Raw genomic sequence first — 14,547 nt, 5'->3', positions numbered from 1 at the left:
GCGCGCTGCTACGCCGCCGAGGCGAAGGAGCCGGTCGAGATCACCAGCAGCTCGTCGCCCGCGGCATCCACACGCACCGTGCCGCCGTCGCCCAGCTCGCCGGAGACGAGCAGGTCGGCGACCCGGTCGTCGACCTGCCGCTGGATCAGGCGACGCAGGGGACGCGCTCCGTACTCCGGCTCGTAGCCGTGCTCGCCCAGCCACGCCACCGCGGCATCCGTGACCTCGAGCGCGATCTCGCGCGCCTCAAGGCGGGCCGAGCTGGCCCGCAGCAGGAGCCGCACGATCTGGTCGAGCTCGGTCCGGCCGAGCTTCTGGAACAGCACGATCTCGTCGATGCGGTTCAAGAACTCCGGCCGCATCGCCTCGCGCAGCTTGCCCATGACCCGCGCCCGAAGGTCGTCGGCAGAGGCGAAACCGTTGGCCGAAGCATCCCGAGAGGCCACGAAGCCGAGCGCGCCCGACCGCGACGCGAGGAACTCCGAGCCGATGTTCGAGGTCATCACGATGACCGTGTTGCGGAAGTCGACCGTGCGGCCCTGACCATCGGTCAGTCGCCCGTCGTCGAGCACCTGCAGCAGCAGATTGAACACGTCGGGGTGTGCCTTCTCGATCTCGTCGAACAGCACGATCGAGTACGGGTTGCGTCGCACGCGCTCGGTGAGCTGGCCGGCCTCGTCGTATCCGACGTATCCGGGAGGGGCGCCGACCAGGCGTGAGACGGTGTGCCGCTCGCCGAACTCACTCATGTCGAAGCGGATCACGGCGGTCTCGTCGTCGAACAGGCGGTCGGCGAGGGCCTTGGCCAGTTCGGTCTTGCCGACACCGGTGGGACCCAGGAACAGGAACGATCCCACCGGGCGGCGGGAGTCGCCCATGCCGGTGCGGCTGCGCCGGACCGCGCGCGCCACGGCGGCGACCGCGTCGTCCTGCCCGATCACCCGGGCGTGCAGGTCGGCTTCGAGGTCGCTCAGTCGCTCGCGCTCGGTCTCGGTGAGGCGGCTCGCCGGGATGCCCGTGGCCCGCGAGATCACCGCGGCGATCTGCGCCTCATCCACGACCGCCTCGGTCGAGGCCGTCGCGGACGCGGACGTGCCGGTTCCGTCGATGCGGCGCTGCACCTCGGCGATCTCGTCGCGGATGCGCGACGCCTCCTCATAGTGCTCGGCCGAGACCGCCGCGTTCTTGCGTGATTCCAGTTCGGCGAGCTCGGCGAAGAGCTTGTCGATGTCGGGGGCGACGCCCAGCTGAAGCCGCAGCCGCGCACCGGCCTGGTCGATCAGATCGATCGCCTTGTCCGGCAGCACGCGATCGGGCAGATAGCGCGCGCTCAGTTCGACAGCGGCGCGGATCGCCTCATCCGTGTAGGTGACGGCGTGGTGCTCCTGGTAGGCGGGCTTCAGGCCGTCGAGGATGCGCACGGCGTCCTCGATGGAGGGCTCGGCGACCTTCACGGGCTGGAAGCGGCGCTCCAGCGCCGGGTCCTTCTCGATACGGCGATACTCACTGAGGGTCGTCGCACCGACCAGGTGCAGATCACCGCGTGCCAGACGGGGCTTGAGGATGTTGCCCGCGTCCATTCCGCCGCCGTCGCCCGCGCCGCCCGCACCGACGACGGTGTGAACCTCGTCGATGAAGACGATGATCTCGCCCCGGTTCGCAGCGATCTCTTCCATCGTCTTGGTGAGGCGCTCCTCGAAGTCGCCGCGGTAGCGGGTGCCGGAGAGCATCGCCGGCAGATCGAGGGCGATCACGCGGCGGTCCTTCAGCTGGGCGGGCACGGCGCCTTCGACGATCGCGCGGGCGAGGCCCTCGACGATCGCGGTCTTGCCGACGCCGGCCTCGCCGATGAGCACCGGGTTGTTCTTGGTGCGCCGGCTGAGGATCTCGATGGTCTGGTCGATCTCGGATGCCCGGCCGATCACAGGGTCGAGCTCGCCCGCGCGCGCACGGGCGGTCAGGTCGAGCCCGAACTGGTCGAGCATCGGGGTGCCGGATGCCGCATCCGCGACGGGGGCGTCCGTGGAGGCACCGGCCGACACGGGCTCGCGCAGGCTCTGTGTGAGCGCCTCGGCGGTCACGCCGGCGCGCGCCAGGATCTGCCCGGCCGGCACGTCCTGGCCGAGCACGAGTGCGAAGAACAGATGCTCCGGCTCGATGTACGTCCCGCCCGACGAGCGGGCGACCTGATACGAGTGGAACAGCGCGCGACTGGCGCTGGGCGTGATCGTGGCGGCGTCGTGATCCGACGCTCCGCCCGGGACGGGCAACCGTGCCTCGACGGCCTTGACGATGGTCCGCGGGTCGACGCCGATCTGCCGGATCGCCTGAGACACGGCCTCGTCCTCCACGATCATGCGCAGCACGTGCAGGGCATCGAGGTCGGTCTGGCCGCGTTCGAGCGCGAATCGTCCGGCGCGCTGCAGGATCTGCTGCGTGCGCGCGGTGAGGAACCGGCTGAGGTCGATCGAGCGGGCCTGCCGGGCCTGCTCACCGGCGAGATACCGGGCCAGGAACTCGTCGAACGAACCCGGGCCCGCGTCGTTGAAGTCGTTGGGCATGTCGCTTCCTCTCAAACTTGAGCGTCCTTCTATCAAGTTCAACGTCACATGATGACCCGTATTCCCGTCGTCCGTCAAACCCCGCGAATAGAATCACTGCATGTCCTCGGTGCTCTACGTGTGCGCTCGCCCCGAGCGGAGCGCGGCGGACGCCGAGCACCGCTCCTTCGCCCGCGATCTCGGCATCCGCGACCTCGACAGGATCGATCTGCTGCATGCCTCGCTGGAGACGGTGGAGTGGGAGCAGTACGACGGATTCGTCATCGGCGGCTCGCCGTTCAACGTCACGGATGCCGACAAGAGCGAGACCCAGCAGGCCGTGGAACACGACCTCGAGCGGATCGCCGCTCGCGCGCTCGACGACCACGCGACCGCACTGTTCACCTGCTACGGCATCGGCGTGGTCACCCGGATGCTCGGCGGCACGGTCACGATGCGGCATCCCGAGCGGGTGCAGGCGGCTCGCATCCGCATCACCGACGAGGGAGCCGACGACCCGCTGTTCGGACCGGGCGCCCCGGAGATGTCGGTGTTCACGGCCCACAAGGAATCCGCCGCCTCGACACCGCCCGGGGCGGTGCTGCTCGCGACCAACGACGCCTGCCCCGTGCAGGCATACCGGGTCGGCAGCCGCCTCTATGCGACGCAGTTCCACCCCGAGGCCTCACCGCAGGACTTCGCCGATCGGATGGCGGTGTACCGGGCATCCGGCTATTTCGACCCCCGCGAGTACGCCGTCACCGAGCGGATGGTGCTCTCGGCCGCCGTCGACGGCGCCGATCTGCTGAGCCGCTTCCCCGGCCTGCTCGCCGACTGAGGGCGCCCGCTTCAGCCGCGCAGCAGCGCGATCTTCTCGTCGAGGTATCCGGCCAGCGGCACGAGCGCGCCGCCGGGCGACCAGCGCACGCCCGGTTCACCGTCGAGCAGCGCAAGAGGGCCGGATGCTCCGCCCGCGTCGATCGCGGTCACATCCAGCGTCCGCCAGCCGAGGTGCACCACCTCGCCCTCCGCGAAGCCGCCGCGCCGCGCCTGCGCGCGCCGTTCGGCCCGCGCCCGCGCCGACTCCGCAGCGAACCCCCGGCGCACCTCCGCCGCGGCGCGCAGGATCTCACCGGTGGCGAGCACCGCGTCGTCGGTCAGCAGCAGCACGCCCAGATGCCACGCGGTTCCGGCCCGCACGATGCGGTCGGCGCGCCACCGGGACGTGCGCAGCAACCCCAGCCCTTCGCGCCGCGCGCCGGCGAGGCGCTCGCGGGCGGCGTCGAAGAGGGCACTGGTGGTCGTCACCCACCCAGGGTAACGATTCGCCCGGGCCGGGCCGATGCGGGCAGAATCGATGGACACCCCAGCTCAGGAGCATCCATGCCTCAGACCGACACCGCGCGCCTCCTCATCGCCTGCGACGACCAGCCCGGCATCGTCGCGGCCGTCGCCGGAGTGCTCGCATCGCACGGGGCGAACATCATCTCGCTCGACCAGCACTCCACCGACGAGGTGGGCGGTCGATTCTTCCAGCGCACCGTCATCCACCTCGACGGACTGGCCGACCGGCGTCCCGCTCTCGAGGCGTCGATCGCCGAGGTGGCCGACCGCTTCGGCATGGAGTGGTCACTGCACGACACCGCCACCCGCAAGCGGGTCGCGATCTTCGTGTCGAAGTACGACCACTGCCTGCTGGAACTGCTGTGGCGCACCCAGCGCGGAGAGCTGGACATCGAGGTCACCATGGTCCTCTCCAATCACCCCGATCTCGCCGAGTCGGTGCGCTCGTTCGGCGTGCCCTTCGTGCACGTGCCCCGCGGCACCGGCGACGACGCGAAGGCCGAGATGGAGCGGCAGCAGCTCGACCTGCTCAGGGGCGAGGTCGACCTGGTCGTGCTCGCGCGCTACATGCAGATCCTCACCGACGACTTCATCGAGCGCCTCGGCGTGCCGGTGATCAACATCCACCACTCGTTCCTGCCCGCCTTCATCGGGGCGAACCCGTACGCGCGCGCGAAGGATCGCGGCGTGAAGCTCATCGGCGCGACCGCGCACTACGCCACGGCGGACCTCGACGAGGGACCGATCATCGAGCAGGACGTCACCCGCGTCACGCACGCGGAGTCGGCGGCCGAGCTGCAGCGCCGCGGTGCCGACGTCGAGCGCTACGTGCTGGCGCGCGCGGTGAAGTGGCATGCCGAGGATCGCGTGATCGTGCACGGCCGCTCCACCGTCATCCTCTGATCGGCCCGGACGCGCCGCGGGTCGAACGCATCCGGTCTCACCTCCCGGTCGCGATTCGTCCGGGTAACCGACGGCATCCCACCTCCAAGTCGCGCGTCCCAGGTCGCGATTCGTCCCGGTAACCGACACCATCCGAGTTCCAAGTCGCGCCTCCCAGGTCGCGATTCGTCCCGGTATCCGACGCCATCCGAGCCCCAAGTCGCGATTCGTCCCGGTAACCGACCGCCAGAGCGGGACGAACTGCGACCTGGACGCAGGAACCCCCGCCTAAGCGGGACGAACTGCGACCTGCAGGCAGGAAGCCGGACGCATCCGGCCTCACCTCCCGGTCGCGATACCGGGTCGCGCCTCCAGGTCGCGATTCGTCCCGGTAACCGACGGCATCCGAGCTCCAAGTCGCGATTCGTCCCGGTAACCGACCGCCAGAGCGGGACGAACTGCGACCTGCAGGCAGGAACCCGGACGCACCCGGTCTCGCATCCGGTCTCGCATCCGGTCTCGCCTCCGGGTCGCGCCTCCAGGTCGCGATTCGTCCCGGTAACCGACGCCATCCGAGTTCCAAGTCGCGATTCGTCCCCGTATCCGACCGCCAGAGCGGGACGAACTGCGACCTGGACGCAGGAACCCCGGCCTAAGCGGGACGAATCGCGACCCGGACGGACCGCAGACCAGGACCGGCCGCAGGCCCGGGGGATCCCCGGGCAACCCTGCGAGAGGCGGTTCAGCGCGGCTCGGGCACCCCGGCGACGAGCTCGGCGAGCACGTCGGCCGCGGCATCCCACCTCGCCAGCGGCGCCGACTGGCCCAGCCACAGCGACTGCAGCTCCCCCATGCCCCGCTCGCCGGCGACCGCCCGGAAGCGGCCGGTGAGCCAATTCTGCGCGGGGAAGGGCGCGATCGCCGCGGATGCCTCGATCTCGGCGACCGCGCGATTGCGGGCGCCGCGGGCCAGGCGCCCGCTCATCGCCCGGGTGAGCACGCTGGCATCCGCCGCCGTGCTCCGGATCGCGGTCCGGTGCGCCGCGTTGGCGGCGGATTCGGCCGTCGCGAGGAACGACGTGCCCACCTGCACACCCGACGCGCCGAGGGCGAATGCCGCCGCCACACCCCGGCGATCGGCGATGCCTCCGGCGGCGATGACGGGCACGTCCACGGCATCCGCCACCTGCGGCAGCAGCGAGACGAGTCCGACGAGCGAATCCTCGGCCGGGCGCAGGAACGACACCCGATGTCCTGCGGCCTCGGCGCCGGTGGCGACGATCGCGTCGACCCCTCCGTCGGCGAGGGCGACGGCCTCGTCGACGGTGGTGGCGGTGCCGAGCACGCGGATGCCTCGGCGGTGCGCCTCGTCGACGACCGAGACCGGGGGAACGCCGAACACGACGCTGAGCACCGCGGGACCGGCATCCCAGATCGCGTCGAGCTGCTCCTGCACGGGCGGCAGGTAGCGCTCCGGCCGGGCGGGCGGCTCGATGCCGACCTCGTCGTAGAAGTCCTTCAGCGCCGCCGCGCGGTCGTCGTGCTCCGGACCGGGGACGACCTCGTCGCCGGTCGGCAGCCAGATGTTGACCGCGAACGGCGCGGACGTCGCCTCACGCACTGCGGCGACCGTCGATCGGATGCGGTCGCCGTCGTACCCGTACAGGCCGTACGAGCCGAGGCCGCCGCCCTCGCTCACCGCGGCCGTGAGCGCCACCGACGACAGTCCGCCGAACGGGGCGAGCACGACCGGATGCCGGATGCCGAGCAGGTCGCGAAGATCGTCCATGCTCCGAGGCTACGCCCGCGGCATCCGGCTGTTACGCGCAGTGCCCCCGAACAATCGCCGGTGTCAAGGCCCGTGCCCGCCTCGTCACGCGGGTCTATGGTCGACGCTTCCCCACCCATGGCCGGACAGGAGCCCATCATGATCCACCAGGCCCGCACGCCCCGGGCGACGCGAACGCGCCGCACGTTCGCAGGCATCGCCGCCGCGCTCACCACGATCGCACTGGCCTCGTGCGCCGTCGGCACCGGAGGTGCGACGAAGAGCGATGCGCATTACGACCCGGGGGCGGAGCTCACCGGAACACTCAGCGTCATGGGGTTCTCGGGCGTCGACGAGGTCGCCACGACGCGCGCCGACATGGCTCGCGAGGCTCTGGGCGACGTCGAGGTGAAACTGGCCGAGGGCGAACTGGACATGCAGCAGCTGCTCTCGGCCATCGCCGCGGGCGACCCGCCCGACCTCATCTACGCCGACCGAGACCAGATCGGCTCTCTCGCCGCGCGCGGCGCGATCATCCCGCTTGAGCCGTGCATCGACGGAGAGGGGATCCCGACCGGGGACTTCGACGAATCGGCACTGGCACAGGTCTCCCTGAACGACGAGATCTACGGCATCCCCGAGTTCAACTCCGTGCAGATCATCATGGCGAATCAGCAGCTGCTCGACGCGGCGGGCCTCACCGTCGCCGACGTGAACGGCTCCGATTGGGAGAAGGTCAGCGCAGCGAGCGAGAAGCTCATGAAGGAGAACGGGGGAAAGCTCGACGTCATCGGGTTCGACAGCAAACTGCCCGAGTTCCTGCCGCTGTGGGCGCGGGCGAACGGCGCCGACCTGATCTCGGCGGACGGCAGGACCGCGCAGCTCGACGACCCGAAGGTGATCGAGGCGCTGACCTGGGCCGCGTCGATCTACGACGATCAGGGCGGCTTCGACAAGGTGAAGGCCTACCGGGACTCGGCCGACTTCTTCGGCAAGGGCAACCAGTTCGCCACGAACGTGCTCGGTGCCATGCCGATGGAGCAGTGGTACGTGAACGTCCTGAACGACGTCTCCCCGGATGCCCCTCTCGTCTTCGACACCGTCCGCGACCGCGAGGGCGAGGCTCTGGCCTACGCATCGGGTTCGGCGTGGGCGATTCCGGCGGGCAGCGACGACCCCGAGGCGGCCTGCCGCTGGGCGCGCGTGATGACCTCCGTGGACGCCTGGAAGGCGGCGGCGGAGGCTCGGGTCGAGCTGCGCGACGCGGACGGGAAGCCGTTCACCGGCATCCTCACCGGGAACCGCAAGGCGGACGCCGAGGTGGAGACCATGCTCACGGACGGCGGCGAGCCGTGGGACACGGCGGTGAAGAAGGTCTACGAGGCGAACGAGCACACCTTCGCCCTGCCGGCGAATCCCGCTGATGCCGAGTTCACCGACGCCGTGCAGGATGCCGTCAACGCCGTGCTCAACGGCCAGAAGGATCCCGCGCAGGCGCTGGGCGAGGCGCAGGACAAGGCGCAGAAGGCTCTCGATGAGGGCTGGTCCAAGCTCGAGAAGAACGGATGAGCACCGCGACGGCCGCCCGCGAGCGCGAGCCCGGAGGGCGCACCCCGCGGCGCGCGCTCCGGGCGGGGCGACGCCGGCGCGGCGAGCGAGGAGAGCGCTTCGCCGCCTTCGCGTTCCTCTCACCCTGGTTGATCGGCTTCGCCGTCTTCACGGCCTGGCCGCTCATCTACAGCGCGTACCTGTCCCTCACCGACTACGACGTCATCAACGATCCCTCTTTCGTCGGGTTCGACAACTACGCGCAGTTGTTCGACGACCCGAAGGTGGGCCTCGCACTCGCCAACACCTTCGTGTTCACGGCGCTGCAGGTCCCGCTTCACGTGATCGTGTCGCTGCTGCTCGCGCTCCTGCTCAATCAGGCGGGGCGCGCCGCCGGCGTGTTCCGCACGACGTTCTTCCTCCCGAAGATGACCCCGCCGGTGGCCGTGGGCATCCTGTTCCTGCTGCTGTTCAACGGCCAGAACGGACTGATCAACGCGGTGCTCGGGCTCTTCGGTGTCACCGGCCCCTCGTGGACGACGGACCCGGCCTGGGTGAAGCCGGGTCTGGTGCTCATGAGCCTGTGGAGTGTGGGCGCGTCGGTGCTCATCCTGCTCGCCGCGCTGCAGAACGTGCCGCGGGAGCTGCAGGAGTCCGCGCGCATCGACGGGGCGGGTGCCGTGCGCACCACCTTCAGCGTGACCCTGCCCATGATCAGCCCCGCGGTCTTCTTCATCGTGGTGGTGAACACGATCGCGTGCCTGCAGACCTTCGACGAGGCGTACACCGCGTTCTTCGGGGCAGGCAACACGACGTACGGGAACGACGCGGCCCTGTTCTATGTCATCTACCTCTTCCAGCAGGCGTTCGAGTACCTGCACATGGGCTACGCCTCGGCGATGGCCTGGGTGCTCTTCGGGCTGATCATGGTCGTCACCGCGGTGCAGCTGATCGTCTCGCGCCGCCTCGTGCACTACGAAGGCGAGGCGAAGTCATGACGACGAGGATTCCGTCCGGCGCTCCCGACAGGCTCGATCCTGCGGATCGCGCGCTCGACACCCGCGCCGTGCTCACGGGCATCCCCCGGCATCGGCATCCCGGCCGCCGCACGGTCACCCGGCGCGTGCTGGTGGCGAGTGCGCTCACGCTGCTGTCGATCGTGTTCGTGTACCCGTTCGTGTGGCTCGTGAGCGCGTCGTTCAAACCGCGCGGGGAGGTGTTCGACAACCGGCTGATCCCCGAGACGTTCACCTGGGACAACTACGTCAACGTCTGGCAGGAGGCGCCTCTCGGCGTCTGGATGCTCAACACCCTGATCGTCACCGCGCTGGCGGCGGTGACGGTGACGATCAGCAGCGCCATGGTCGCCTGGGCGTTCTCGTACTACCGCTTCCGCGGTCGCGGCGCGCTCTTCGGACTGGTGCTGGCGACGATGATGCTGCCCGGGGCCGTCACGATGATCCCGACGTTCCTCATCTGGAACGGGCTGGGCATGGTGGGCACGCTCGTGCCGCTCTGGGCCCAGAATCTGTTCGGCAGCGCGTTCTACATCTTCCTTCTCCGGCAGTTCATGTTGTCGTTGCCGCGCGATCTCTTCGACGCGGCGCGGGTGGACGGCGCCGGTCACTGGCGGGTCTTCCGCAGCATCGCGTTGCCGCTGACCAAACCCGCCCTGGCGGTGACGGCGGTGTTCGAGGTGCAGGCGGTGTGGACCGACCTCATGCGGGCGCTGATCTACCTGCGCGATTCCTCGACCTTCACGATCCCTCGCGGCCTGAAGTCCCTGGTGGATGCGTTCGGGTTCGGCGGGGAGTGGCACTGGGAGACCATCGTCACCGCCAGCGTGATCTCCACGCTTCCGCTGATCGTGGTCTTCTTCCTCTTCCAGCGCCAGATCCTCGAGGGCGCCACGATGTCGGGGATGAAGGGCTGACAGGACGAAGTCCCGCCGCGCTTCCGGGTCCGCTGGGGGGAGGTCGGCGACGGGAAGCGCGGCGGGAGGGTGATTCCCGCGGTGGGCGGGAGCTCAGAGCGGCGGGAAGTGGCGGATGGGCGACGGGGCCCGGGAGCGGTCGGATGCCATGGCGAGGGCCTCATCGAGAGCGCTCAGCAGCTGAGCGAAGTCGTGGAAGCGGGTCCGGCGCGGGCAGGGCCGGCGCAACCAGAGCACGTCCAGGCTTCCCGTGCTGTTGCGCTCGACGTAGGCGATCAGGCAGTCGGCGTCGCCCTGACGGCGCGCCCGATCGCAGATGCGCCAGTTGTCACGGCCCAGCGGGGTGAGCTCCCAGTCGCCGTGCGGAGCCGGGGTACTCGGGGGGTCGGAGAGCGTGATACTCATAGCGGCTTGCCTCCTGTCACGGCGACGACGCTGCCCGAGCTGTACGAGGACTCCGCCGACGCGAGGTAGACGTACGCGCCGGCGAGTTCGGCCGGCTGCCCGGCCCGGCCGAGCGGGGTGTCGGACCCGAAGTTCTCGACTTTCTTCTCGTCCCAGCCGGTGGCGGGGATCAGGGGCGTCCAGATCGGGCCGGGCGCGACCGCGTTGACACGGATGCCGCGCTCGCCGGCCTCGGTGGCGAGCGCCTTCACGAACGCGACCTGCGCCGCCTTGGTCATGGCGTAGTCGATGAGCCCGGGCGAGGGGTTGTACGCCTGGATGGAGGCGGTCACGATGATGCTCGCGCCCGCCTCCAGGTCGGGGTAGGCGGCGCGGGCGGTGAAGATCGTGCCGCAGAGATTGGTGTCGAACACCCGGCGCATGTCCTCGGTGCGCAGCGACTCGAAGCCGTCGACGTCGTGCTGGTAGCCGGCGTTGAGCACGAGCACGTCGAGACCGCCGAGGTGCTCGCGCGCCCGGCGTACGGCCTCGGTCGCGAAGGCCTCGTCCTGCAGGTCGCCGGGGATGCTGAGGCCGGTGCGCCCCGCGTCCTCGATGTGACGGAGGGTGGTGTCGGCGTCCTCCTGCTCCTCGGGCATGTGCACGATCGCGACGTCGGCGCCTTCTCTCGCGAAGGCGATGGCGACCGCGCGGCCGATGCCGGAGTCGCCTCCGGTGATGAGGGCGCGGCGCCCGCTCAGGCGGTCGTGGCCGACGTACGACTCCTCGCCGTGATCGGGTTCCGGGTGCGTGCGCTCGGTGTGGCCGGGCTGATCCTGCTGCTGGGGAGGGAACTGCTCGTCGTGGTGCTCGTGACGGGGATCGGGCGTGCTGTCGGTCATCTTCGCGCCTCTCTTCACATATCAGGAAACCGTTCTGCACAGCTTCACCCGCGCGTCGCGCGCGGACCAGGGGGTTGACAGTACGAGAGCCGGAAGGCACGCGTGCGGGCGAGGAGTCGCTAGCTCGGTCGAGTCGCGCTGTCAACGCCCGTGCATCCGGCACGCACTCCCCCGCACGCTGGGATGCCACGAGAGGAGAGGTCATGAGCGAATCGATGGATGCCGCCGGAAACACGCCGGAGATGGATGCCGCCATCGCGGGCCGACCGGACCTGCAGCCGGACACGCAGGGCGACGTCCCTCTGGACGCGGAGCTCGGCGAAGACGGTCAGGGAGACCTGGCCGAGGGGGACGAGCGCCAGCATTCCGGGGACGCGCCCGACGATCTTCGCACCGAGGCCCCGTCCGGCCCGGTCGAGGAGAGCGGAGCCGGGGCCTCGTGAGCGGCATCGGCGATCAGGGCATGATGCCCGAGCACGTGCAGTCGCAGCATCCGGACGATGACACGGTCGACGAGCGCGTCGCCGCAGCCGGCTCGGGCGACCGAGTCGACGGCGACGCCGAGGTCGAGGCCGAGCAGACCGAGGTCGATGAAGCGCTCGCCGGCATCTCGGACGACGAACGCGCGGACGCCGCCCGGATGGCCCGCAGAATTGCTCAGGAGCCCGGGATCGACACCCGCAGCCAGCGGAACCCGTAGCCGTCGAGCTGCTGTTCGGTGTGCTCGTCCTGCGGGGCGCTGCCCCGGTGCTCCAGCAGCACCGTGGCGGTGGCGCCGTCGGGCAGAGCGCTCAATCTCACGGTCGCCGGCTCCGGCGAGAAGTTGTGCAGGGCGATGAAGGCGGTCCCGTCGAACACGGCCTGGTGCACGAGGACGCGCGGTTCTCCACCATCCAGCACTTCGAGATCCCCCCAGGCGATCTCGGGCGTCGAGCGGTACCGCGCGATGAGGGTCGCGATGAACGACCACAGCGAGTCCGGATCGCGCCGCTGGTCGTGCACGTTCACGTGGACCGGCGCGTAGCCCCCGTCGGGGGGCCGGTGCGATGAGCGCCGCGCTGTGCTGAACCCGCCCGCGCGCCCCGCATCCCACTGCATCGGACCGCGCACGGCGTTGCGTCCGAGGTCGCCGTCGAGCTCCCCCATGCCGATCTCCTCGCCGTGGAACAGCATGGGAGCGCCGGGCAGGGAGAACAGCAGACTGTAGGCGAGCCGCAGGCGGCGCGGGTCGGCGTCGAGCATCGGCGCGAGCCTGCGCACGATGCCGCGGCCATACACGCGCTGATGCTCCTCGGGGGCGAACGCCGTGAACACCTCCTCCCGCTCCTTCTCGCTCAGCATCTCCAGCGACAACTCGTCGTGGTTGCGCAGGAACATCGACCAGCCCTGGCGTCGATCGACGCCAGGGCGGGCCTTCAGCACTCGCGCGAGAGGCGCGGCCTGCTGCCTGGCGAGGGCGAGGAACACCGTCTGCGCGGTGAGGAAGTCGAACTGCAGATCGAGTTCCGTGCCCTCCGCGCCGAAGTAGCCGAGCTGCTCGTCGTGCGGCAGGCCCACCTCGCCGAGGAGCAGCGCCGAGCCCTGACGACGACCCACGAAGCGATGCAGCTCCCGCAGGAACGAGTGCGGATCGTGCGTGTCGGCGACGCCCTCGCGCGTGACGAGGAAGGGGACGGCGTCGACGCGGAAGCCGTCCACGCCCAGGCCCAGCCAGAACCCGACGATCCGGGCGATCTCGGCGCGCACCTCGGGGTTGCCGAGGTTCAGGTCCGGCTGATGGCTGTAGAAGCTGTGCTGGAAGTACTGATCGGTGCGCTCGTCGAACTCCCACACGCTGGACTCCTCGCCGGGGAAGACCACCTTCTGCTGCTTCTTCGGCGGCTCGTCACGCCAGACGTAGTAGTCGCGGTGCTGTGAGTTCCGCGAGCGCCGCGCCGACACGAACCACGGATGCCGGTCGGAGGTGTGGTTCACGACGAGGTCCATCACGACCCGGATGCCTCGGTCGTGCGCGATCCGGATCATCTCGGTGACGCGCCCGAGATCACCCAGACGGGGATCGACGCCGTAGAAGTCGGAGATGTCGTAGCCGTCGTCGCGGTCGGGCGTGGGCTGGAACGGCATGAGCCAGATGCAGGTCACCCCGAGCGCGGCGAGATCGTCGATGCGCGCCGACAGCCCGGCGAAGTCTCCGTACCCGTCACCGTCGGAGTCCTGGAACGTCTCGACGTCCAGGCAGTAGATGACGGCCGTGCGCCACCACAGGTCGCTCGTGTCCGCAGGGTTCACGCCCTGTTCCTCAGCTCGGGCAGCAGCTCGGTCTCGCATCGGGCCAGGAATCCGTCCTGATCCCGCCCGACCTGGTGCAGGAACACGCCGTCGAACCCGGCTGCCGCCTGAGCGATGCGTTCGGCCACCTCGCCCGCGTCCGACCCGATGACGACGGCGGACCGCAGCCGCTCCGGCGTCGGATCGGCGTGCCGCTCGAAGTCCTCGGGCTGATCCAGCTCCCACATCAGCTCGGCGGGCACCGTCGACTGGGCCCACTGCTCACGCGCCTGCCGGAGCGCCTCTTCCTCGGAACGCTCCAGGCTGATGTGGATCTGCAGCAGCGCCGGGCCGTCGCCCCCAGCGTCCCGGTAGGCGCGCAAAGTCTCCTGCGTGCCGCCGGGGTCGGCGCCGACCGTCACCAGACCATCCGCCCACTCCGCGACCATGGTCGAGGTGTGCCGGCTGATGGCGGCCGCCCGCAGCGGCGGTGGCACGCGCGGCAGGCTCCAGAGGCGGGCCTCGTCGACGCGCACCGGTGCCGAGGCGCTCACCCGCTCGCCCGCGAGCAACCGCCTCATCACGTCGGCGCAGGCGACCAGCCTCGCATCGCGCTCGCCCTTGCTCGGCCATGCGTCGCCCGTGACGTGCTCGTTGAGCGCCTCTCCGCTGCCGAGCGCCGCCCACGTGCGCCCGGGGAACATCTCCTCGAGTGTGGCGAGCGCCTGCGCGAGCACTACGGGGTGGTAGCGCTGGCCGGGTGCGGTGACCAGGCCGATCGGAAACGACGTCCGTGCGAGGGCCGCACCCAGCCATGCCCAGGCGAATCCCGACTCGCCCTGCGCGGTGAGCCAGGGAGCCAGGTGGTCCGAGCACATCGCCTCGTCGAACCCGGCGCGCTCCGCGCGCACGATGTGGCCGAGCAGCCTGCTCGGCGGCTGCTGCTCGTGGGAGGCGTGGAATCCGATCCGCATCACA

The 14,547-nt window shown here is 70.2% G+C and carries 14 protein-coding genes; 7 read left to right on the top strand and 7 right to left on the bottom strand.

Going from position 1 to position 14,547, the window contains the following annotated elements; translation table 11 throughout:
* Positions 1–8 precede the first annotated feature (8 nt).
* Positions 9–2,561 carry an ATP-dependent Clp protease ATP-binding subunit gene (locus ACFWHT_RS12425; RefSeq protein ID WP_378828950.1) on the bottom strand — a complete coding sequence of 851 codons (2,553 nt, stop codon included), beginning with the start codon at positions 2,559–2,561 and terminating at the stop codon, positions 9–11.
* A gap of 100 nt (positions 2,562–2,661) precedes the next feature.
* Here ACFWHT_RS12425 and ACFWHT_RS12420 point away from each other — a divergent pair, with 100 nt between their 5' ends.
* A complete protein-coding gene (locus ACFWHT_RS12420; RefSeq protein ID WP_378828948.1) occupies positions 2,662–3,378 on the top strand; it encodes a GMP synthase in 717 nt (238 codons plus the stop codon).
* An 11-nt stretch (positions 3,379–3,389) separates the two neighbouring features.
* Here ACFWHT_RS12420 and ACFWHT_RS12415 read toward each other — a convergent pair whose 3' ends face one another.
* On the bottom strand, positions 3,390–3,848 hold the full coding sequence (locus ACFWHT_RS12415) for a glutaminase (RefSeq protein WP_378828945.1): 459 nt from the start codon (positions 3,846–3,848) through the stop codon (positions 3,390–3,392).
* Positions 3,849–3,923: 75 nt separating this feature from the next.
* Here ACFWHT_RS12415 and purU point away from each other — a divergent pair, with 75 nt between their 5' ends.
* Positions 3,924–4,787 (top strand): formyltetrahydrofolate deformylase, encoded by an 864-nt coding sequence (purU, locus tag ACFWHT_RS12410; RefSeq protein ID WP_378828943.1) that lies wholly within the window; start codon positions 3,924–3,926, stop codon positions 4,785–4,787.
* Between the two features lie 721 nt (positions 4,788–5,508).
* On the opposite strand, the gene ACFWHT_RS12405 is transcribed toward purU, so the two are convergent.
* The gene (locus tag ACFWHT_RS12405; RefSeq protein ID WP_378828941.1) at positions 5,509–6,555 is read right to left on the bottom strand and encodes an NAD(P)H-dependent flavin oxidoreductase; all 1,047 of its coding nucleotides are present in this window, start codon (positions 6,553–6,555) and stop codon (positions 5,509–5,511) included.
* A 138-nt stretch (positions 6,556–6,693) separates the two neighbouring features.
* Between ACFWHT_RS12405 and ACFWHT_RS12400 the strand changes: the two genes are divergently transcribed.
* From ACFWHT_RS12400 to ACFWHT_RS12390, 3 genes are read left to right on the top strand one after another with little or no spacing between them, the layout of a single operon-like run.
* Positions 6,694–8,103 carry an ABC transporter substrate-binding protein gene (locus ACFWHT_RS12400; RefSeq protein ID WP_378828939.1) on the top strand — a complete coding sequence of 470 codons (1,410 nt, stop codon included), beginning with the start codon at positions 6,694–6,696 and terminating at the stop codon, positions 8,101–8,103.
* Positions 8,100–9,080 (top strand): carbohydrate ABC transporter permease, encoded by a 981-nt coding sequence (locus tag ACFWHT_RS12395; RefSeq protein WP_378828936.1) that lies wholly within the window; start codon positions 8,100–8,102, stop codon positions 9,078–9,080. Before ACFWHT_RS12400 ends, ACFWHT_RS12395 begins: the two co-directional genes overlap by 4 nt.
* Entirely contained in the window at positions 9,077–10,015 is a 939-nt protein-coding gene (locus ACFWHT_RS12390; protein ID WP_378828934.1) for a carbohydrate ABC transporter permease, read from the top strand. The genes ACFWHT_RS12395 and ACFWHT_RS12390 overlap by 4 nt, the downstream gene beginning before the upstream one ends.
* A gap of 93 nt (positions 10,016–10,108) precedes the next feature.
* On the opposite strand, the gene ACFWHT_RS12385 is transcribed toward ACFWHT_RS12390, so the two are convergent.
* Together ACFWHT_RS12385 and ACFWHT_RS12380 are read right to left on the bottom strand one after the other, a co-directional pair.
* Positions 10,109–10,420 (bottom strand): hypothetical protein, encoded by a 312-nt coding sequence (locus ACFWHT_RS12385; RefSeq protein ID WP_378828933.1) that lies wholly within the window; start codon positions 10,418–10,420, stop codon positions 10,109–10,111.
* Positions 10,417–11,301, bottom strand: coding sequence for an SDR family oxidoreductase (locus ACFWHT_RS12380; RefSeq protein ID WP_378828931.1), 885 nt, complete (start codon positions 11,299–11,301; stop codon positions 10,417–10,419). The genes ACFWHT_RS12385 and ACFWHT_RS12380 overlap by 4 nt, the downstream gene beginning before the upstream one ends.
* A gap of 203 nt (positions 11,302–11,504) precedes the next feature.
* Between ACFWHT_RS12380 and ACFWHT_RS12375 the strand changes: the two genes are divergently transcribed.
* Together ACFWHT_RS12375 and ACFWHT_RS12370 are read left to right on the top strand one after the other, a co-directional pair.
* Complete coding sequence (locus ACFWHT_RS12375; protein ID WP_378828930.1) at positions 11,505–11,744, top strand: hypothetical protein; 240 nt, start codon at positions 11,505–11,507, stop codon at positions 11,742–11,744.
* Entirely contained in the window at positions 11,741–12,001 is a 261-nt protein-coding gene (locus tag ACFWHT_RS12370) for a hypothetical protein (RefSeq protein WP_378828927.1), read from the top strand. The genes ACFWHT_RS12375 and ACFWHT_RS12370 overlap by 4 nt, the downstream gene beginning before the upstream one ends.
* Here ACFWHT_RS12370 and ACFWHT_RS12365 read toward each other — a convergent pair.
* The gene (locus tag ACFWHT_RS12365) at positions 11,959–13,590 is read right to left on the bottom strand and encodes an alpha-amylase family protein (RefSeq protein WP_378828926.1); all 1,632 of its coding nucleotides are present in this window, start codon (positions 13,588–13,590) and stop codon (positions 11,959–11,961) included. The two genes, ACFWHT_RS12370 and ACFWHT_RS12365, sit on opposite strands and share 43 nt — an antisense overlap.
* A complete protein-coding gene (locus ACFWHT_RS12360; RefSeq protein ID WP_378828924.1) occupies positions 13,587–14,543 on the bottom strand; it encodes a TIGR03885 family FMN-dependent LLM class oxidoreductase in 957 nt (318 codons plus the stop codon). The genes ACFWHT_RS12365 and ACFWHT_RS12360 overlap by 4 nt, the downstream gene beginning before the upstream one ends.
* Positions 14,544–14,547: the final 4 nt, after the last annotated feature.

The organism is Microbacterium sp. NPDC058342 (assembly GCF_042723935.1).
Taxonomy (GTDB): Bacteria; Actinomycetota; Actinomycetes; order Actinomycetales; family Microbacteriaceae; genus Microbacterium.
The sequence above is the reverse complement of the archived record's forward strand: the minus strand, read 5'-3'. Positions and strand labels throughout refer to the sequence as shown.